We start from the raw sequence: 21,474 nt of genomic DNA, 5'->3' as shown, positions 1-21,474 counted from the left end.
CATAGTAGAACTCCCAATATTTTTCAAAAGTCCCGCAAAATCAACGTTTCCGGGCACTCTATTTACGTGTTGACACCATTTTGACACCATTTTCAGTGCACAACTTTTCATGTCGTGACACCATTTATTATAACCTTTCTCAATATATTTTTCTGTAAACAAAAGCCCTGATATAATATCAGGGTATTTGTTCAAATTAACTATTAAATTTACATGAGTTTCATTTTTGTATTTTATACAAATGAAACTATCTTTCTACTATCTATAACTGCATTTTTAAAGTTATCCTCAATAAATACTTCATTCTGCTGCTCAATATCAAAATAATAATCATTTAGTGCTATTACTGCTTCATCCCTACATCCATTAATTTCCGCTACTATTCTATCAATAGCATCAATAATAGTCTGGTCACAAAGCGGTCTACCATATCTTGATATAAATAGAAGATTCTCAAAACCTTCAATTGGTTTAATACTACGTCGTGACATAATATTATTTCTTAGAATAAATTGCTTTTTTAAAGCCAGCTCACATTTAGGACATGAGAAATACTATGATTATTTCCTTTAAAGGGTTGGCTACTAATGGTGTTTTTTCCTCTATATGGGCAATAATTAAAATGCCTCCAAATAATGCAGCCATAATAAGGAATCCTAGGGAATATTTGAGCACATAGCCCGTGGAATTGTCACAATTGGTCAAAGCCCTATCTCCGGTTATCTGATACAAGAAAAAACACACTGCACCACAAAGCATAGTTCTTACTATGAAAAACTGGAAATTTGTGTCGGTTTTAATTGATTTAAAACAAATAACCACATAAATTATACAGATAGCCGCAGTAATAATTGGTGACCTCTTCAGAAAATCAATATATCGCTTTAACATATACTTTCTCCTAAGAATTAATAAAGACTATTTATATAATCTGTCAGCTTTGCCCTATCATAAAAATGCTCTGGTTTATCAATTATATAATCAGGTTCTATTCCCTTATCAATATCATATATAGAGCCATTTTTCATATAGCTTAACCGATTTGGACCAGAAATTTGAAGAATTGTTCCGTCAGCAGTTGAAAGTGGCATAACTACACATGCACCGCCGCCACTCTGTTCTCCAATAATCCTTACCATGCCAGAGGATTTAAGTACACTTGGCATTAAATTTCCACAGGAAAAACTTGAAGGTGATGTAAGACAATACAAATTGTAATCCAGTAAGGAATCCTTTTCGTCAAACTGTCCATCTAAATTAGCATCTGCCCTAAAGGACTCATTTGCATAGGCCCCTGTTAACGTATCATGAATACACAAAGTGCCTTCCCCCAATATAAGACTGATAATATAGCTGGCTGTAACCGTATCCCCACCACCATTTAAGCTAACATCAAAGACCACATTTTCAATTGGGCTATTGTCCCTGGTTATCTGAGAATATGCATATAAAAACAGTCCGATAGTATCCTCCGTATCTGCTGTTGGAGGTTCTTTGTAGTAGTCCACATCTTTATCTTTAGTCATAAAACTATCAAATGTTATATATGCAGTATTTCCAACCTCCTGATAACCTGGCACTTTCTCTGGAAAATATTCCATTCTAGCCTGATAATATTTCATACTTGATTCATACATGCTTAAAACAGAATGTCCATATTTACTTTCGACTTCTGCGTCCATTCCAAGTCGCCATGAATTTAAAGTATAACCACTATGACTATCATCAATATAAAGATCTAAAAAAACACTCAGCGCATTAGCACCTGCAGCAGAATCCTGGCTCTTCAATGCATCTTTAAGAGCAACATCTGAAAAAAACTTATCAAATGAATCTATTCCGTGATATTCCTTTAAACCATAATAATAGTCCATTACCATGCATAATTCGTTATAACTGAATTCTGAAAGAGCTTCACTTTTCTCTTGAACAGGTTCAGCCTCATACCATTTTTTCAACAAATCCTTCCCTGTCTCCGAACCATACTCATATACGAAGACAGATTTTTCATTGTATAACAGTAAAACGTAACAAGGTAAGGCTAAAATAATATCGCTTACAGTCTGCAAAGGTATATAATAATTTCCTCCATCAGCGACTAAGTCGATTCCGTATTTTTTCAAGTCGATAAGCACTTCTGAACCATAGCGACTATAAGAGCTATCCTCTGAAATAATAAAGCCATCAAAGACACCATCCGGTGACAAAACGTCCATTATAGTTTTTGACCAGGATGGTACAAAGAAAGCGTCGAAGTCCTTAAAGCTAAATGTATCCTTATCGAAATCAATCTCCATATAATACTGATTATCACGAGTGAATGTAACTAAAGAGCCACTTTTTTCCACATCCAGTGAATAACCATTGTCTTCATTATTTTCATGATAAACTCTTTCAATCAACTCCTCTACAGTATCTATATCTAGGTATGGTATATCCAAACTATCATCAGTAAAATATAGGTTAATACTGTCTTGCTGATCAATAGAGTAAAAATACATTGGTACCTCAGCACTTCTTATAGTTTCTTTAGAAGAATTTCCACAAGCGCATAAAATCGTACCGGCTATTAGAGTTATAACCACTAATAAAACAGGAATTTTTTTACGAAAGACTCTGCCCATAAATAGTCTCCTACTATTAGCAATCATATTGTTCCACTTTGTTAATCATCATATTGTCAAATTTATCGCCATTCTTTTTAAATCTGATTATCATACGGAATGAAAAAACAATAAATCCGACTATTACAACCAATGCATACACACTACCAATTGTAACCATCACATTATTTCCGTTTGCTGCTCCTTCAAATACCATGAAATTACCAGTTGAGCCAGCGTCATATAATGTATGAATAATAACTGGAACAACTAATGCAAATATATTAAATATTGCTACAGGACCAGCATTATTTTTCTTGTTGTACATAGCTATACCTAAGAATTCACCCATAAGCATATCCATTGCCATGTGACCTGGAAGCATTGGGAGTCTTATGAAAACACTTGCCAATTCAGATGCATAACTGTAATCTTCTGCTATAGAAAATCCTATTCCTACCGCTGCGCCTATCAATATATATTCATATACATTTTTTACTTTCTTCCTAAATACGCACAGAGTTATGATTACCATTATTAACTTGAAAAACTCTTCTGGAAATGCTGCAAATAAAAATGGTGACAGAAACTGTCTTGCAACTATTGGCAATTCATTAAACTTAGCAGATCCTTCCTGCCCCAAACTAATCATCACAAAAATAACTAATCTTGACGAAACTATTTCAGATACAATGCCAAGAATAATTGGGAACAAAGCTTGAGGAATACCAATCTGCCCACTTTTTTCCCTTTTTATCATTCTCATATAGAGAACTCCCAAAATTCCCGTAGTGATTAACCCTGCAATTACTTGTTGAATAATAGTGATCATTCTTATACCTCCTCAAATTTACTCACATTCCCGCCAACTTATTTCCTGATCCCTTTATTTTTTCAACAACCATCTTTTTTTGTGATAGCACCCCATTAAAAAATCTTCCAAGATATGTATTTGCTTTATCCTGGCTATGCACATATTGTGAAATATACTTATCCATATCAAAATCCGGAATTTCTTCCCCTGATAGGCTTTCCCCAAAAGCCTTCCAGTCATCAGATGCATCAACCTGCCTTTTTGAAATTATCCGCCGGATTTTTTCAAGATGTGGTTGGATTTTATCAAATTCATAGGTATCTTTTTCAAACACATCTATATCTCCCTTGAGATAACTGAGAGCATAAACCATCTGCGCAAAGGCATATTCATAATCATGGGGATTATCCTTGATAATCTCCTTATAATCCCCCCATGCAGGCAGATAAACATATCTGATGTAACTATAATCCGGCAGATGCCCCGCTCGGCCGTGTCCTAGGTTCATAATAGAATGCTCGTGAAACTGATAAACACTGCCAACATATACCGGTTTATCTACATCCTCTGATGCTGATGGATTATGAGAAAAAACAATCTGTCTACGCTCAGGTTCTGCTCCTTCAACAGGAAACAGTTCATAAAAATACCAATTAGTATTGTTAATTACAAGGGAAGGTGTCCCTGCAAAATTTGTATGAGCCCAAGTGTCTGCAAGTACATGCATAGCAATACCTGCCGCTTCCAATCCTTTATTCTTTGCAAGGTTCACTGTATCTTCAAGCAGGTCTCCATTGGGACCACATATCAGGCGATATTTGTCTTTGTAGCTCTTAGCCCCCTTATCCACATTTGCATACAAATCTCTAGGTAAAAAATGAAAGGCAGACCAGATTCTGGTTATATCGCACAAACCTATGGGATCCGTCCTGGCTTGCAAAAGCTCTGCCTGTAACTGAGTGGTGGCTGCCATGGAAGGTCCACCTGATTTTTTCAGCCAATTCCTAGAACAGTGATCCACCAGCTGGGCGCCGTAACATATATCAAGACTATCAATATGATTGTATCCTGCCAGCAATGCAGCGCAGTAGGTTGCATAATAATGGAAATCTTCCTGCATATTTTTCTCCTGTTTAATCTATGGTTACAACCTGTTGGCGACGGAATGTATTGGCTATACTCATAACCGCCGACAAAATGAAGCCTATTGCGCAGATGTTCACAACTCGTACTTCGCTACGCATAAAAATCAAACAACTTATGGCAAACAGAATCTTAACGATTCCCTGGAAGGTCTTAAACTTCCATGAGCTTTCGATTCTTTTTGCTTCACTTGCTCCAATAATGTTTACTATACCTGAGAATGCTAGCGTTCCTGCTAAATACATCAGAATATATCCTTTGGGAACCCATACTAGAGAGCCTGTAAATAATCCAAAATCAAAGAAAAGGATTCCACGAAACAGGATATTTCGCCCGCCTACCATGTAACGAGCCATACCAAAATAGAAAATAAGCATCCGAAGCCCCATAATCTCTAATGCTAGGGAAAACAGGCCAATAATAGCCATGTATGCTTTTTCACCATAGAATAGCATCGCCACGCCTATGATAATCATAGAAACTGACAGCAATACGTTTTTTATTTTCTGCCAAATCGTCATGCTATTCCCCCTCTATCTTTTCAAGTATTCTGATTTTACGAGCCGAATACAAAATGAAAATGTAATTAAAAAAGGTGGTAATCTCCATTATTAAAAAAGCAAAATCCACATTACCCCTTTCATCTGTTGCATTAAAGAGAACTAAAACATTCGACAAAATTAGCATTCCTGCAAATATCGTACTTAGCAGTGTAAGAACAATAAAAAAACGATTACTTTTTTTTACAGTCTGCCTGCCCACTCTATAAGCATTTAATCCTATGTAAAGGTGGTACAAAAAAATAATTGCAACAAAAATCGAAAGTATTAGCAATATTGATACCCACGTCAGAGCTCGCATCGTACTCTCATATTTAGCGTCAATAGCTGAGATACCATTCTCATATATGGTAGCTTCTACAAGCTCTTTGATAGTGTCTTCCCCGAGGAAAAATCCGATAAAAAGTTTGATGATATCCCATATCGACATGACAATAACCATACCGCCACTTATGGCCAGGCTATCTCGATAATACCTGAGCTGAATCTGTATTCCTTGGTTCTTAGGATTATATAATGTAGAATCCATAAATATTCCTTAGCGCTTACTCTTCCACTTGCTTAGTGTTCCATTTTTTCTCCCATATCTTATTTGCAATAGATAAATCGTTATTAGTAGCCATGTAAAATGCCAATGTACCAACGATTACAGACGATACAATAGCCAGCACCATTGCTACTGGGGTGTATTGCTGTACAATTATTCCTTCTGAAGAAAGCGAAGGATCTGTTGTAAAACAAATATAATCATAAAAAGCATGTGCAAATATTGGGAATATCACACTACCTGTTTTTAAGTACAATGCGCTAAACATTAATCCTAAAAATATTGAAAAGAATGCCTGCACAACAGTCATGACCATATCTGCGCCTTGTTGAATATTTCCCATATGCATAAAGCCAAAGAATACAGCTAGTAAAATAATTGAAAGTATTCTTTTTTCCTTTTTAACATATCTCATAACAATTGCTATGGAGAATAATCTGAACATTGACTCCTCTCCAAATCCAGCTGCTAGGCCCATGGTTAACGCAGAAAAAGTAGGATTGAAATAAAAAGGCCTCTTCAAATACAATGGTTCAGCTAACGTATATAGAAGCAAAAGAATAAAAGGAATCATTAATATGCATATATTCTTTGCAGAGTTTTCCGGCTTCACAAAGCCTTTAAAATTTGGTGAAAACCATGCTTTAAAAATAATCATCATTATTATTGCAGCGATGCAAGTTCCTATATTTCCAGCTTCACTTGAAATCAATCCACCTATAAGTGCACCTGCTCCTACAATAATTGAAGGGACAATCATTGCCATAATAATTGCTAATAATGGCATTTTTTCACAAACTGAATGACTTCTAATATTTTTATCCATTTATTATCTCCTTTTTGTGATATAAGACAATAATAACTATACCCGTAATAATCATAACTGCTATCGCCGTGATTGAGCCCTCTAGGCCAAATTCAACGCTATATGCAAAGCTGCTTTTAGCAGTTGCAGCATCCAATTTAAAAACTGAGACCGGAGAAACTATTCCACTGTTTGGCAGTCCGAGTATCAGATTTTGAGTGAAGTTCCAAGCTGTATGTGTAGCCATCGCACACCAGATACTATCCATGTAATAAACCATTAGCGAGAATAATAAACCTGCCGCCAATACCACTGTCATCGAAATAACACTAGCTCCCGGATTAAATAGATGCATAGACGTAAAAAGTAGCGAATTTAAGATAATTGCAACTGCCGGATGTCGATATCCTCTTCTTAATCGCTGAAATATGAATCCTCTGCAAACCATTTCTTCAGCTGAAGACTGTATAAAAACAGCGATAAACAGCAACAACAGTTTTATAAAATTGAAAGAATCATATTGTAACGAAATATCTTTGTTTAGCACTGCTACAATAGCGCATATTATATTGAGGACAAATCCTATCAAAAATCCAAGCCCCAAATATTTGATATTATTTCCCTTAGGAGCAGTCCATAAAGTCTTAAGTATAGGTCGATCTTTTTTCACGATTAGGAATTCAATCATAAAAACTATCCACGTCCCTATGAATCCAAAATACATGAAGAAAGTACTCCAATAACCTGTACTATCATTTTGAATCAAGTGGGTAAAAGGCACTTCCACCAAGCCTCCCATTATCTGCCCACAAATTATCATCATGAAGGTAGCAAAAAGCATAACTAAAATTGCTTCATCGTACCATCTAAAATTTTCTGTATGTATTTTCTTAAAAAAAGTTTTCATTCACGCCCCCTATTCTACAGTTACATACTATAGTGTATAAAATTTGTATGTTGAAAATGTGTAAATATAAAAAAATACGGGACAGATTACTTGTTCAACACCTCTTATATTTGTTTAAAATGGCTTATAAGGCCTCTCCGCCTCTTGCCTTAGTTTTTGTCTTAAGTTCCTTTTTAGGGACCTCCTTGACCTTATCCTTTGAATCATAATGATAAAGATTATCTGAAATAACATCCTCCGATCTTAACTCTGTTGAATTTACTGTAGAAATCATGTCTTTACGCCATTTCAAAACTAGAAAGTTCACAAAAATGGGCATAAAAAAAGAGCAATTACCGAAATTAGTAATTGCTCTATGATATCCTACGATATTTTACGATAAGTTACAACAGTTTGTAATAACCCCGCAAACCCTTGAAAACAGCTAGTTTTCAGCGATTTTATTCCACTCATAAGGTGTGTTCTGATATACGTAATAACTCATCCAGAAAATTTTTTGAGCCCTGTATTTTCAAGCTTTCAAGCCTGTCTGAATTATTTTGACACCATTTTGACACCATTTTCATATCACAACTTTTTATTACTTGACACCATTTTTATATCTCGAAATTTACCACTTTTCGGCTGTTTAGTATAGCCTTTTTGAAATCATCCTCAATAACGACATCGCCTTGCTGCTCTATATCAAAATAATAATCATCTAGTGCAACAACAGCCTCATCCTTTTTATCATCTAATACATGAGTATAAAGATTCATAGTCATATCTAAAGTAGCATGACCTAAAAGTATCTGAACTGTCTTAGGTGGAATTCCAGCCTCAAAACATCTAGTTGCAAATGTATGTCTGAAGCAATGTGGGGAAATTCTATCAAATAACTCAGCTTCATCCCTATAACTATTTATTTCATTAACTATTCTATCAATAGAATCAATTATAGTTTGATCACAAAGTGGTCTTCCATACCTGGAAACAAATAATAAGTTTTCAAATCCTTCAATGGGTTTTATTCTATGACGTGACATAATATTATTCCTCAATATGAACTGCTTTTTTAAAGCCATTTCGCACTTAGGACTAATAGGTATATCACGATTACTGGTCTTTGTCTTTGGAGGCCCAATATGAAAAGTTTTGCAATCATCTCCTTCAAATTTTTGATAAGTAAGTGTTTTGCTCACATGAATTTTCTTAGCCTTCAAATCAATATCATCCCAGGTAAGAGCACATATCTCTCCAATCCTCATTCCTGTAGTAACTGCAACCACATAAAGATTATCGAAATATGTACCTTTGGAACACTCAAAAAAAGTAATCTGCTCTTCTTTTGATAAAACACGTCGATTAAAATCCCCCTTGTTGAGCTTAATATTCTTAGCAGGATTTTTTCTTATTAAATCATCCATTATTGCCTTATCAAACATATCCACTAACATAATTTTCACTCTACTCTGAGTAGAATAGCCAAGACCATTGTTTTCCAAATTATTAATCAATTTTCTTATATCAGAGGGCTTGATTTCACTGAGAAACTTATCCCCAAGATAAGGTTCTATATGCTTAGAAAAAATCATATTATAATGAGTTTTTGTTCCTACTCTTATAGCATTTTTCTTATATATATCAAGCCATGACTCAAACCATTTCTTCAACGTTACTGAACAATTAACCATTTCATTATTAGCTTCATCAAATTGTGCAGCTTTTAATTTCAGGCGTATTTCATTAATACTAGAAGCATAAACATTTTTTCTATTACCATACCTATCAACAAATCTGGCCACATACCGTCCGTCTTTACGTTGAGTAATGCCTTTTCCAAGTTCCCTACCATTTAAACTTTTTCCCATATTTTTACCTGCCTTCATTTTTATTACGCGCGCTTTATAATTTCATTAAATAAGATTGTTATCATTTCGTCCATGATACGGATTTAATATTTATCACATTCACTTGCCAGCCACTGATCTAGTCGGTTCTTATTCACATACCATTTGTTGCCTATCTTTAAACTAAAACCGTTTTTGGGCTGCCTGATAAGTTCTCTAGCCTTTGTTTCTCCAATACCAAGATAGCTGCAAAACTCTTCAACTGTTAATAATGCTTTCTCCATTCCTTTTTATCCTCCACGTAAAAACCTAACTGAATTAATAGCTTTGGGTTTACAACCTTACTCATGAATTGTTTGTCAAGGATACCAAGCTTTCTAATTAATTTTGTTTTATCTATAGTTGTAATCTGTTCTGCCATGATTGCTGATTTCTCTGTTAGCACTTTTAGGTCATCAATAATCACATGTGTTGGCATTCCTTCACTCTTATGAATTTTCGTAGTGATAGGAAGAACCGTAACTGTAGGTGAAAATATATTTCCCTTATTGTTTTGCACAATAAGAACTGGTCTTTCACCTCTCTGCTCTGAGCCAACTCCTTCACCTAAATCTGCTAAATAAATATCTCCACGTTGAACTACTAGCATATGTGTCCCCCCTTTCCTTATGTATAAAGAGCGCCTTCACATAGAAAGAAGACGCCCTGTAATAAATCATGTATTTCGTATCTATTTGCCACGCACCCCGATACAGTCCTGGGATTCAATCAGGCGGCTGCAACACAGCTCCATAGGTTCTATCCTCCCCGCGGTTCTCGCCGGGCCGCTCCCATTACGATAATTGTGGCTGAGCGGAAGTATCATTATACCTGCATGTATCATCGCCAGTTTGGTGTTACCAATTTTCCAGTGAGGCTATATCGCACAAGGCGTACCTGTTGGGGCTCCAGCATGCAGGAACGTACCTGATGAATGTATATTTATTTTTCAATCTACTAGTGAAAGATAAAATACCTTTCACTAGTTCTAACGAATGTCGGACAAAATATGCGCCCTAGAAAAATTTTTTTATATTTTCTATCGCTTTTGCTAATGTACGGGAAACATTTGACTGATCAACCCCTTCTATACGAGCGATTTCTTCCTCAGTAAATCCATGATAGAAATATAGCTTACATCTTCTTTTTTGTACCTCTGGAAGTTCTTCTATCATTTCTCTCAGGAACTTATAATCCTTTGAAATAGCTGGTTCATTTAATTCATACTTAGTCATCAAATCAAAATATGTTTCCTCAGTTACACTATCTTCATATCCAAGGAATTCGTAAGTACGATAATTTCTCATCAAATGTTTACTTTCATTTTTATGAAATTCCTTAAACGCTCTTCCCTGCTCAACAGAAAGCAGAATTACTGGTGAATACTTTAATAACTCCTTGCCATATTTCTGCATAAGCTCGTCCATAGACAAATCTGATATGACTGCCCATGTAACTCCTCCATTCATTCCTGGATATTCAAATTTTAAATTTATTAGTTCATATTCCTTGTTTTCATTATTTGTATTCAATGTTTAACCTCCGATTTTTGAAAATTGATACGTTCCAAAAACCGGAAGTCATGGGTAAGCTGCTATATAGCATTCCCAATCATGCATCCCCTATCACTCTCAGAGCTCCAGAAGGAAGCATCATTTATTGCATCAAAAAAAAGACGAAGCAAAACAGAATATCTATCTCTAGATACTTCCTTCTGTTTTGCCCCGCCTTTCGTAATTCTCTGATCACCTTAGCCGTGTCACAAACTCTTACTACTTATGTGCCAACCTTGCAGCTCCTACGACCACTTCGTTGCTATCAAAAGTAGCTCATTATATTAAAATATGTAAAATAACAATCATGTTTCCTCAAATGATGTAATAATAGTGTAGTTTGGCCCCTTTACAATACATGTAATATTTACGTGACAACGTGGACAATTATTCTCTGCCATTCCAGCGAGTTTTTTAATAACCAGCTTACCACAGCAAGGACAATAAACACGGTTGTCTTCTACAAATAATTCCATAGCCTTCTCCTTTCCTTCAAAAACTCATTCCCCTGCGCAAAATCAATATTAACACAAGACTATTGAATTGAAGCCCTAACAATGGTCTAATCTTAGTCCAACACTTCCCTAGCACTTGTATAGCATGTGTCTAACATCCGCCTAGCAAATCCCTAACAGATGTCAAACAAATGTCTAACACATCCATAAAAAAATGCCCACAGTCACAATAACTGTAGGCATAATTGAACTAATTATGAGTATTATTTTCTTTTTCGGCATCTTCCTGCTCCTTTTCATAAGCATATCGATACATCATGATGCCAAATAGCTTAATAGCTTCTCTCTTTTTATTTTCTATGCTTGCTCTGCTAAAACCTAGTTCCTTGGCAAGCTGATCTACTGTCTTTCTGTCCTTTCTGAGGTAATAATCAGTGATAATCTTGTGATAAATAGGACCAGAATTTCCATAATCCTTCATTCCTTCAAGAATATAATCTCTTGGCTCTATAAGCCATTCATACTCAGATACTTGCCATAAAAGTCGTCTTTGTATTTCCTTTGATTCAGATATTGGCTGATTAACTACCCAAAGAAAGTCTTTACGCATTTGGCGTTTAACTTTATCTGGATTAGCCAATTTAACAATGCTGGAAAGCATCTTACCAGCAACGACACTTCTACTGTGATGTTCAAACATCATCATTGTGAGCTCATAATCAACGTCTGGATCAATTCCGTTTCCCTCACAAATAATATCAATCCCCTGTTCATCTTTAGACCTTCTAATCATTCCTCATTTCCTCCGTTTTCATAACAACAGTTCCCGCAGTTTCTCCCATATATAATAAAAAGACCAAGGTTGCAATTCACCTTGATCTTAGTACTACCGAAATATATTTATTTAAAATATCTATATCAGTTTTCCTTTTACATAATCCATTGCATCACTTAAAAATCTAGCCCTTTCCTTTTCTGTCATAGAACTGATAACCACTGAAAACTCTGTGTTATCAATCTGTTTACCTAGCAAAAGATACTCAATATCAAAGTGCTTGTTATCATATAAATCTAAAATTCTATCAAGCGGTAAAATGGTCTCACCCTTACAATACTTACGATATTGCTCAATAGATACACCAAGTACTTCAGCCATATCATCTGTTGAATAACCTAATGACTGTTGTACTTCCTTTAAACGTGAGCCAATCTGCTTACTCCGAGTTTTTACATCCATTTTTAATCTCTCCTAAGATAAAATTTTAACAATTCTACCTTAGAAATATGAGTAACTAGAGTGTGGATTGAACCCACAAGTTATGTGGATTTCAAGAACAATTAACGCTTAATGTGTCACCGTTCTCTGTCTCAATCTGAGCAGCCTTATAATTGTGATACACCTCAGCAATCTCTTCCTTTGAAAAATCCTGAAAACAGGCATATAAAGTCTCTAAGTCCATACCTGTGCTAACAAAATTTTCTACTGTCATTTGGTCTTTCTTATTCATTCCAAATTCTCCCCTTACTCTTTTAATAATATGGTGCCACATAAAGATCTGAACCTGACTTCTTTAATGATTCAAAATAAGCCTTATCACCAAGTCTTTCAACAGTATCATTGGTTATTCTATAAAAATCAAGCGATATCTTATCTAAACCATCTGTATATTGATTTAACCAGTCTTGATATACATCATCATCTACAGGTGCTATCTTTTGATAATCTTCTAGCCCATTCTCATAAATATAATAAACAAAACCGTTTCCATCTATATCTGCCTCTGCTGGGAAAGAACTTCCACTCGAATCAAGTACTTCCTTATTGCATTCATATAGATCTTTGTCATAAGCATCGACCGAGCCAACTTCAATATATTCATCAGAATCTGAATTATAATAATATAAATTATATGGCCAAAACGCCCCCGCATATCCTTGATTATGTGACCAACCTGCTTCTATAGTACCATTCTCATAAATACTAAGGTTAGGAAATTCCATGAACTTATATTTTGCCTGACCGTCTAAATAATCATAAATGACCGCAACCATTCCAGCCATACAAGCATCATCAAAATAAACAATTAGTTCATCAATATCGTCATTATCGATATCTGCAACCGCAAAGCTAGAATATTTTAGCACAGTATTCATTTCCTCTGCTGGAGCTTCTATATCCCTGTCATCCATAGGTAAAATCCCAGATTCCATAAAAGTAAACAAAATATCTTTGTACTGAAGATAAACATCATCTAGATTTTTCCCATCAGTTGAATCTTCATAAATATCAGTTTGTTCTTCTTTGTTAACTATATCTTCTGTGGTTTGAGAATCTTCTTTTACATCATTAATAGAATTAACAGTAGTCTGCCCACAACCTATAAGCAGACTACTAGTTAACGTAATTATCAGTGCTCTATTTTTTTTCATCCTCAGATTCCTCTTCTTCATCCTCCGTGAGCAAGCCTAAAGTGATAATATCATCGATAATATCTACATTGCCATCTACATTCCAATCGATTCCAAACATAGCAATATCCTCGCCAAAACTATTTTTCCATGATAATTCTTTTATCAGTTAGCAATGCATAGACATAAGATTGTCCTCTAATTCCATTATCTCCTAAATACTTAGTATCCTTTGCAGGCAAAAGGCTATAGGCTTTTTCAAAATTCTTCCGAGATAATAAATAATCTGTTCTACTTGTTTTAAAACCCTCAGGCTTATCAAAAACAGTATACGTAAAATCTAATCCTCGGGTCGTATGAAATACTTCACCTTCATGTCTTATTAAATTATCCCATGCTTTATTTACATCCATATTTTTTTCCTTCCTATACTGGTTTACCACAAAATGGACATTTTGCGGGCTTTCCACCGACCCATGGAATTTGATTTCCACACCAAACACATAAACTGGTAACAACCCCATTCACATTTGCAAACATAATTTTTCTAAACATATTCATACCTCCACTCTGATATAAAACATTTTTACGTGAAAATAATATCTGCATAGAAATATTCTTTATAATGTCATTCCACAATAGGGACATTTATTGGGTCTTGTTGTCACAACAGGTATTTCTTTACCACACCAACCACATCTAATATTTACCGTAAAAAATTTTATTTTTAATATTCTTATCATATTGCTTCTACCTCTAAAAATATTTAAAAACTAATTTTATCAACTGCATATTTTATTTCAGTTTTCTTATATCCATCATGCTCAAGTTGCTGTGTTAATTTATCTTTTGAAAAACTAAACAGCTTCATATAATTTTTAGCCTTAGTTAAGGCAGCTTCTTTCCAATCCGCTCCACAATTATTAACTGCATATTTTACATCTTCAGGAGAAAATTTTTCATATTCTAGTTGCCTAATTAATCCTTTATAAGAAAAAGCTTGCGAATGAACATACCCTTTTGCCTTTTGTAAAGCCATTTCTGTCCAATTAGGATTAACTTTTTTTACAGCCTTAACTGCCTTATCATGCGTGAATCCCTCATATTCTAATTGATGCACCAACCCATCAAATGAAAATGCTTGTGAAACTAAATACTCTTTTGCCTTTTTATATGCCTGCTCCGATATATTTATATGACATGCCGCTACAGCATTTTCTGCTTCACTTTTACTAAATCCTTCATATTCAAGTTGTTCAACTAACTTTTTTGGGGAAAAAGCAGATGAATTCAAATATTCTTTAGCCTTTCTTAATACCTGAACGCTCCAATCAACATTACATAAATCTACCGCTTCTGTTGCAATCTTTTTTGAAAAGCCTTCATATTGAAGTTGTTCTATCAAAGTCTTACGAGAAAAAGAAGATGCATTTAAATAGTCATTAGCCATCCTGAATGCATCACCTGCTTTTTTTGAACTCAAATTCTTAGGAGCAATACTTTTAGAACTATAATTATCTGCAACAATTTTTTTATTTTTTTTCTCACTTTCAGCTATAGAATAAAAACCTTCATATTCATCATACTTAATTTGCCCACCTTGACGCTTTGCTACATCAAGCAATGCTGCTCGAGAAACAGAGCCATCCAAATCATTGAAATCCGAAAGGGAAAAAATATCATTACAGCGTCTTACAGCCTCAGACAAAATAGATTTGGAAACAGACCCATCCAAATCATTAATTTCGCTTATAGTTAATGTCTTTCCCGAATCCAAGTATGCTTTTAAGACTCTCGACAGAATCTTATCATTTATGTATCCATCTAAATCAAATAATTCATCTTTTGTAAAGATATATCCTTTATCTAATAAAGCCTTTACATAATCTGATATCACTGGCTCAGAAAGATATGACATATATTCCATCAAATCCTTTGAATCAAAATCCAAATTATTATTAAGTGCATATCTACATACTTGTTCAAAAACTGAATCTGAAACCTCTCCCTCCAACGAATATAAATCATCTTTCGTTAAAGGAAGTTTACTTTTCATCCACTCTTTTACTATCTTGTTTACAGCTTCTTCTGATATTTCACCATATACATATTCAATATCTTTAAAAGAAAGCTCTCCTCCATGAGCAATAGTCTTAAAAATCAATGACATCGTTAATTCATCACCGTAGATGCCTGATATATCCGCAATTTGCTTCAATGAAAAAACAATTCCAGCAGCTGAGGCTTTTTCTAAAATTATTTTTCCTGCTTCTTTATACCAACTAATACCTGCAAACTCTACTATTTCATCTGGATGCTCAAACCTAACCATCTCATGCGCATATCTTATATATGTATCTTCATCCAAATTGGTAAAATGATCATAGAAAAAATGCCAGTTCATTGGACGTGGAATTATCTTTTTTTCTTTGTTTACATAATATCCATCAGGATAGTACTCCTTTTCAAGTTTACTTTCGTCAACATAGTATCTACCGCACTTTACTATATCATTGCCTACAATTTTATCTTTATAAGCAGAACTATCCTCTTCTAAATATTCATCATCATCTTCTTCATCTATTTCATCATCGTCATAAGCTTCATCTTCATCATCTTCATCATCTTCATCATCTTCTTCCCATTCATCTTCATCATAATCTTCGTCAAAATCTTCATCGAAGTCTTCATCGAAATCTTCATCATCATAACCACGATCTCGCTTTATTATTTCATCAAAAGTATCTACGTCATGAAGAAAACACTCCTGAGCGTCAAGTTCATTAGGATCTAAAACACCATCACGGTTATAATCAAACATTCTATCTGACCCACCTCTAACTGGTCTATCAAATAATCCCATAATCGCCCTCCATAAAATACTACTCAAGTTCTTCAGCCTTTATAAAATCCATTGCCTCTTTGGATCCCATTTGGGCTGCTTTTTTTATCCCTTTCAAACCGGTTTCAATATCAGATGCAAAAAAAATAGTCTCTTCCTTAGTATTTCCAAATTTTCCAGAATAAAGTATAACCCCTACATTAAATAAATCTAATAACGCCGATTCTTCCAGAGGTTTCTCAACAATCTCAGCAATATTCACTATTTCCTTATAAATAGCTACCATTTTTCCTGTAATTTCTGGGGTATACATAAGTTCGTCCCTATCACATATATAAACCTCTGTTGCAGCAAGATTATATAAAGCAACTATAATACTATCAGCTGATACTTTCTCCAATCTGCTTAATTTGTAATCATAATAAAACTTCTCAAGATAATGCTTTGCCTTGTCAATATCAACACTTAATCCGTATAATCCCCCGCCATATGCAGGTCCTATAAATCCATAATCACCTAAATATCCATAGTCAACTGCTTTTGCTAAATGTTCAATAAACGACGCATTATCATCTTGCTTAATACTAATAGAAGATAAAATAAGCTCTTTTTGCATATTTAGCTCTCGAATCTTATTATCTATATTCTCAACTTGCGTATTCATCTTTTCTATATCATCCATATCAAATATTTCAACCATTATCAAACAATTGTGCTAAATCATTATCAAAACTCTTCTCCATTTCAAGCCGTCACCTTATTGTTACTTATAATATCAAATCTTTGTGACTAATTTACGGCAAAAAAAGCACCACTCTTAAAGTGGTGCTTAACAAATCTAGCGAAAACGTTTGTACCTCACGAGATCGACTGAATCGTATCTATCTTTTTCCCAATCGTTCATCTCATGATCAGTAATATGATATATTCTTCTTTGCGTAATTCGGTCAACATAATAACGATACATTAACGCATCATCATCACAATCTGTAATTAACATTACTCCATCATTAATATACGTAATATGAACTGGATTAGTCTTTAATCGTATATCCTTTTCACTTCGGATTTCTTTCTCAAAAGCATAATCATGACGTTTTCCTTCTGGATTAATAAAATACATTATTCCAGTATATCTTGGGCATATGCCTTCAGAACACTCTGTTTTTGATAATTCACTATCATATTCAATACAATCTATATATGCCTTCATTATATTCTTAACACCAGATTCTATTGCATTATCAAAAACTATTTGATCAATCTCTATTTGATACCCTTTGAAACGAATTTTATCTACATCACCTGCAACAAATTTCCCTTCTGCCAAAATCTGATGCTGTAACATTTGTGGAGCTATTCGATATATTTCATAGGTATATTCACCATCTTCAAAGTCAACATCCCTCTTAATGATTCTATTATGAATGTCCATTTCACACGTGAATACTTTTTCTTTTTCAATATTATACACATCTATTAACGTTGTTGTGTACTGTTCACCAATGAACCCAAAACCGCAGTCCCATATTAAACTTTTATTGGTATATTCAAGCTTTGGTGCGGAAATAAACGCTTCTTTATATTCCACTTTTCCGAGCTCATAACGCTGCTTTTCCTGCTCATTATTTGAAATTACCAAAGATATACAAACTTCCTTCTTGTCAGTTATTGTATTAATTGCCTCTCCCAAGTAAAAAAGTCCATCTTCATCAGCATTAACGAAATCATTTCCTAAAAGAATGTTTATAGATATATTCGAGGGTTTTATAACCCTTAAACAATAATTTTTATCTATTTCGTTAGCATAGTAATTTCTATTTTTCCAGCGACTTCCATCAAGTGATTCAATTCTAACTATTGGCAGATATACGATTAGGTTTCCGTCAGCATATGGTAATTCAACACTTTCATCCCCAGAATAATTAGCAATTTCATTTTCTATGCCATCCAAAGTATATACTATTGTACTTTCACGTAATTCACTTCTAGAAAAATAATAATCTCTATTAAATGAACAAATAAAGCTGGATACATAAGCAAACCACTTATCAAACAAAATTTTATTTGATGACATATCAATAATTTGCAGGCGATTTTTAAACACTATCAAATTTGAAGGTAATTTATACGTTCTTATTTTTCCATCATCTTCATATGATAAATCCGATAATAATACTCGGTCATCATTTAAAATAATTAAATATTTTTGTTCTGTATCGTTACTATCTAATCTAATGCCTATATTCTCTTTACTATTACATACAATATACTCCTGGCCTTCTGAATAATATTTCATTGAACATTCATACTCGTTTAATAATAGTTGAATTTTCTGGCGAACTTTTTTATCGTAAGATACAAGCACATTATCTGCTGTCAAAACATAATTATCGTCAAGCTCAACATCAGTTATTCTATACTTACCTATTGTCTTTTCTGATGTGATATAAATATTGTCTCCAGCAATTTCAGCCCCCTTATTTGCAACAATAGTATATTTACCTGCGTTAATAGAGGACCATGCGCACTCATTATTTTCACAAAAGCATATCGTTTTTCTTCTAAGTTTGCTTCCAGAATCATAAATTACACTTTCAGCTTGTCTAATAATAATTCTTGGGTCTAAATAATTTGATCCCTCGGATGCCAAATAATCTGAAAGGTCATACGAAAAACCTTTTATAGTTCGACCTAATTCATTACCATAAAAATCAACATTACGCTCGAAAATTATTATACCTTTTGAGTTTTCCAAACATACAGTACAATTGTCATCCAGTTCATTCTCAACACGAATATCCGGTAGCTCAATATATAGCCTAGAATTAAGTAAAACATACTCCGGCCTTATGTTACTGTAAGTATATGCTATACTCCTTTTCCTTGAGGATATCTGCGTATTTGTCGACCTTAAATTTGAATAATAATCTTTCTTATTTTTTAACCATATGTCAACAAGCACATCCTCATAGGTTTTGGCTTTACCCGGTTCAGCGGACATAGATTCATCAATTCTACAAATCATCCTACTAAAAACCTCTGAAGCATAATTGGGTCTATAAACTACAAGTTTTCTTATACCTTCCTGAAAACTGTAAGGTTTTTTACCTACAGTGAATTCAACATAATTATCATTTTCTTCAGATTCTAATTTGTAAAATAAGTTTCTTAAATACAATACCATTCGTAAAATATATGGGTCATCCTCATCATAGTTACAACCCAAATTATTCTGATAAAAATCAGATAAAAAATCGCACAAAGTCATCCACGAACGCATGGACCCCATTGCATGAATCATAATAGTTGACTTGTACTGATTTTTACCATGTTGAGAAAAACACCAGCGATTAGAATCGCTAATCGCTGAAAATACTTCTCCAATAATAGGATAATACACCCTATCCTCAGAACGATATCCATACTGTTTGATAATATAACTTGTAAAAGGTCCCTTATCCGTATCCCATTTTTTTGCATAGTTTATTACAGAAAGAGCAAGTATTTGTTTATCTCTCTCTGTAATTTCCGTTCTTCTTGAGCATATTATTTTATCTATTATATTTTTTGCCTTATTATTTAGTACAGCTAAATTCTTTTCTGAAAAAATATAATTACCTAATAACGGATTCTCTGCAAATATTCTCTCAATAAAATCATCTTTTGCATCATGGATTTGCATATCAGATTCATCGTCATCATATATGGATTCATCAAAATACTCGTCATCTTCATTGATAGCATACATTGATGAAATTCTCTTAAACCCAAGCTCTTCAACATAATCAGAGATCGTCATTTTTTTTCTAGAAGAATAAGCATTCAAAACTCGATAAAAATCGCTAGTACATGGTATATATACTGTATCATCATGAACAATATATTTTTGAATTGCTTGCATATGTCTTTGACGCGCTCCTTCAGCTGTCAACAAATCGTTTGATAATGCACTCTCGTATCCATAAAATGATATAAATTCATTTATTCCAAAACCATTTCGCGAAGCATAAGATTTAATCCATTGATTCTTAGGATCAGCTTTTATATGAACTTTCCCTTCTGAATTCATATTCTCTTCAAAAAAAGCTATTATCTTATCATCTGTCACGCCTCTATCGGTGCCTAATTTACATCCAGCAATAAAAAGACTATATTCTTCTGGAGATAGTTTTCTTTTTCTAGCAAAAGATACAAACTTCCCTTTATCACATGGTATTAAATACTTTTCCTTTAACCTCATTACATATGTGGATGAATTGACAATATTTAATTCTTCGTATGAAAAAAAAGCTATTCGCTTGATAGCTACTAACTCTCTTATGCTTTCTGGCATGTCCTGAAGAAAAAAACTTTTTATAAACTCTGGAGACACAACTATAAAGCACATATCTCCATTTAAATTAGAATAATACTCATATAAAATTTCATCTTGAGTTAATTCAGCTATTCCCCTGTTAATCATTTCCTGAAAAACAGCTTCTTCACTAGGAGAACACTCAAATCCTTCCCAGGTATATTTAAGTTTAGCTTGTTTTCTTTGAGAATGTTTAAATCTCATATCTGCAGCTTGTCGAGTAATTCCATACCACTTACAAATTTGAGATATTTTAAATCCATAATCTTCAATTAACTTATTAACAACAACATAATCTATTTCTTTTGTTAGTTTTCTCTCAATAACTACTTCACAATTACTCTCAATCACATCTTCATTATCATCGTTAGCAGCAATATTAAACTCAAGCGGTATATCATTAATAGATAATCCCTCTAGTTCCTCCAAACACTTAATTCCAGCATTACGAAAAGTAGCAAACTCTCCACTATAATAACTTTCTAAAAGCTCATATAAATTGCTTATTCCGTGCCTTTTAGCAATATTATATAATCGTGCAGATATATAGATTTGTTCCAAATCGACAGTTTTAAATCGTTCTTCATTAATAAGCATAAGGCGCCCCATTT

The 21,474-nt window shown here is 33.9% G+C and carries 24 protein-coding genes; all 24 read right to left on the bottom strand.

Annotation, left to right across the window (positions count from 1 at the left end; translation table 11 throughout):
• Positions 1-233: 233 nt before the first annotated feature.
• Positions 234-491: a hypothetical protein gene (locus BLR54_RS01210; protein ID WP_090416402.1), complete on the bottom strand. Its 258-nt coding sequence runs from the start codon at positions 489-491 to the stop codon at positions 234-236.
• A gap of 46 nt (positions 492-537) precedes the next feature.
• On the bottom strand, positions 538-891 hold the full coding sequence (locus BLR54_RS01205) for a hypothetical protein (RefSeq protein WP_090416401.1): 354 nt from the start codon (positions 889-891) through the stop codon (positions 538-540).
• A gap of 17 nt (positions 892-908) precedes the next feature.
• Positions 909-2,624, bottom strand: coding sequence for a S41 family peptidase (locus tag BLR54_RS01200; RefSeq protein WP_176761824.1), 1,716 nt, complete (start codon positions 2,622-2,624; stop codon positions 909-911).
• Between the two features lie 16 nt (positions 2,625-2,640).
• Positions 2,641-3,435 carry a PrsW family glutamic-type intramembrane protease gene (locus tag BLR54_RS01195; protein WP_090416399.1) on the bottom strand — a complete coding sequence of 265 codons (795 nt, stop codon included), beginning with the start codon at positions 3,433-3,435 and terminating at the stop codon, positions 2,641-2,643.
• 22 nt (positions 3,436-3,457) lie between these two features.
• The gene (locus tag BLR54_RS01190; RefSeq protein WP_090416398.1) at positions 3,458-4,537 is read right to left on the bottom strand and encodes a DUF6765 family protein; all 1,080 of its coding nucleotides are present in this window, start codon (positions 4,535-4,537) and stop codon (positions 3,458-3,460) included.
• Positions 4,538-4,550: 13 nt separating this feature from the next.
• Entirely contained in the window at positions 4,551-5,081 is a 531-nt protein-coding gene (locus BLR54_RS01185) for a DUF308 domain-containing protein (RefSeq protein ID WP_090416397.1), read from the bottom strand.
• 1 nt (position 5,082) lies between these two features.
• Positions 5,083-5,649 carry a hypothetical protein gene (locus BLR54_RS01180; protein WP_090416396.1) on the bottom strand — a complete coding sequence of 189 codons (567 nt, stop codon included), beginning with the start codon at positions 5,647-5,649 and terminating at the stop codon, positions 5,083-5,085.
• A 16-nt stretch (positions 5,650-5,665) separates the two neighbouring features.
• Positions 5,666-6,493, bottom strand: a complete 828-nt coding sequence (locus BLR54_RS01175; protein WP_090416395.1) for a CPBP family intramembrane glutamic endopeptidase — start codon at positions 6,491-6,493, stop codon at positions 5,666-5,668.
• On the bottom strand, positions 6,486-7,379 hold the full coding sequence (locus BLR54_RS01170; protein WP_090416394.1) for a CPBP family intramembrane glutamic endopeptidase: 894 nt from the start codon (positions 7,377-7,379) through the stop codon (positions 6,486-6,488). Before BLR54_RS01170 ends, BLR54_RS01175 begins: the two co-directional genes overlap by 8 nt.
• A gap of 124 nt (positions 7,380-7,503) precedes the next feature.
• The gene (locus BLR54_RS14905; RefSeq protein WP_176761823.1) at positions 7,504-7,653 is read right to left on the bottom strand and encodes a hypothetical protein; all 150 of its coding nucleotides are present in this window, start codon (positions 7,651-7,653) and stop codon (positions 7,504-7,506) included.
• Between the two features lie 322 nt (positions 7,654-7,975).
• Positions 7,976-9,247 (bottom strand): tyrosine-type recombinase/integrase, encoded by a 1,272-nt coding sequence (locus BLR54_RS01165; protein WP_242871176.1) that lies wholly within the window; start codon positions 9,245-9,247, stop codon positions 7,976-7,978.
• A 65-nt stretch (positions 9,248-9,312) separates the two neighbouring features.
• On the bottom strand, positions 9,313-9,492 hold the full coding sequence (locus tag BLR54_RS01160; protein WP_090416392.1) for a helix-turn-helix domain-containing protein: 180 nt from the start codon (positions 9,490-9,492) through the stop codon (positions 9,313-9,315).
• Positions 9,474-9,857, bottom strand: coding sequence for a type II toxin-antitoxin system PemK/MazF family toxin (locus BLR54_RS01155; protein ID WP_090416391.1), 384 nt, complete (start codon positions 9,855-9,857; stop codon positions 9,474-9,476). Before BLR54_RS01155 ends, BLR54_RS01160 begins: the two co-directional genes overlap by 19 nt.
• Before the next feature lie 406 nt (positions 9,858-10,263).
• The gene (locus tag BLR54_RS01150) at positions 10,264-10,779 is read right to left on the bottom strand and encodes a sigma factor-like helix-turn-helix DNA-binding protein (RefSeq protein WP_090416390.1); all 516 of its coding nucleotides are present in this window, start codon (positions 10,777-10,779) and stop codon (positions 10,264-10,266) included.
• A 326-nt stretch (positions 10,780-11,105) separates the two neighbouring features.
• Complete coding sequence (locus tag BLR54_RS14900; protein WP_176761822.1) at positions 11,106-11,276, bottom strand: hypothetical protein; 171 nt, start codon at positions 11,274-11,276, stop codon at positions 11,106-11,108.
• A gap of 229 nt (positions 11,277-11,505) precedes the next feature.
• Entirely contained in the window at positions 11,506-12,048 is a 543-nt protein-coding gene (locus tag BLR54_RS01145; protein ID WP_090416389.1) for a hypothetical protein, read from the bottom strand.
• A 120-nt stretch (positions 12,049-12,168) separates the two neighbouring features.
• Positions 12,169-12,492, bottom strand: a complete 324-nt coding sequence (locus BLR54_RS01140) for a helix-turn-helix domain-containing protein (protein WP_090416388.1) — start codon at positions 12,490-12,492, stop codon at positions 12,169-12,171.
• Between the two features lie 91 nt (positions 12,493-12,583).
• Positions 12,584-12,763 carry a hypothetical protein gene (locus BLR54_RS01135; RefSeq protein ID WP_090416387.1) on the bottom strand — a complete coding sequence of 60 codons (180 nt, stop codon included), beginning with the start codon at positions 12,761-12,763 and terminating at the stop codon, positions 12,584-12,586.
• A 22-nt stretch (positions 12,764-12,785) separates the two neighbouring features.
• Positions 12,786-13,685: a hypothetical protein gene (locus tag BLR54_RS01130; protein ID WP_090416386.1), complete on the bottom strand. Its 900-nt coding sequence runs from the start codon at positions 13,683-13,685 to the stop codon at positions 12,786-12,788.
• Positions 13,686-13,804: 119 nt separating this feature from the next.
• Positions 13,805-14,077 (bottom strand): hypothetical protein, encoded by a 273-nt coding sequence (locus BLR54_RS01125; RefSeq protein WP_090416385.1) that lies wholly within the window; start codon positions 14,075-14,077, stop codon positions 13,805-13,807.
• A 13-nt stretch (positions 14,078-14,090) separates the two neighbouring features.
• The gene (locus tag BLR54_RS15140) at positions 14,091-14,219 is read right to left on the bottom strand and encodes a hypothetical protein (protein WP_255396669.1); all 129 of its coding nucleotides are present in this window, start codon (positions 14,217-14,219) and stop codon (positions 14,091-14,093) included.
• 211 nt (positions 14,220-14,430) lie between these two features.
• Positions 14,431-16,527 (bottom strand): Ltp family lipoprotein, encoded by a 2,097-nt coding sequence (locus BLR54_RS01120; RefSeq protein ID WP_090416384.1) that lies wholly within the window; start codon positions 16,525-16,527, stop codon positions 14,431-14,433.
• A 19-nt stretch (positions 16,528-16,546) separates the two neighbouring features.
• Complete coding sequence (locus tag BLR54_RS01115) at positions 16,547-17,206, bottom strand: hypothetical protein (protein ID WP_090416383.1); 660 nt, start codon at positions 17,204-17,206, stop codon at positions 16,547-16,549.
• A gap of 138 nt (positions 17,207-17,344) precedes the next feature.
• Entirely contained in the window at positions 17,345-21,460 is a 4,116-nt protein-coding gene (locus tag BLR54_RS01110) for a hypothetical protein (protein ID WP_090416382.1), read from the bottom strand.
• Positions 21,461-21,474: the final 14 nt, after the last annotated feature.

Source organism: Pseudobutyrivibrio sp. YE44 (assembly GCF_900104335.1).
Classification (GTDB): Bacteria; Bacillota; Clostridia; order Lachnospirales; family Lachnospiraceae; genus Pseudobutyrivibrio.
The sequence above is the reverse complement of the archived record's forward strand: the minus strand, read 5'-3'. Positions and strand labels throughout refer to the sequence as shown.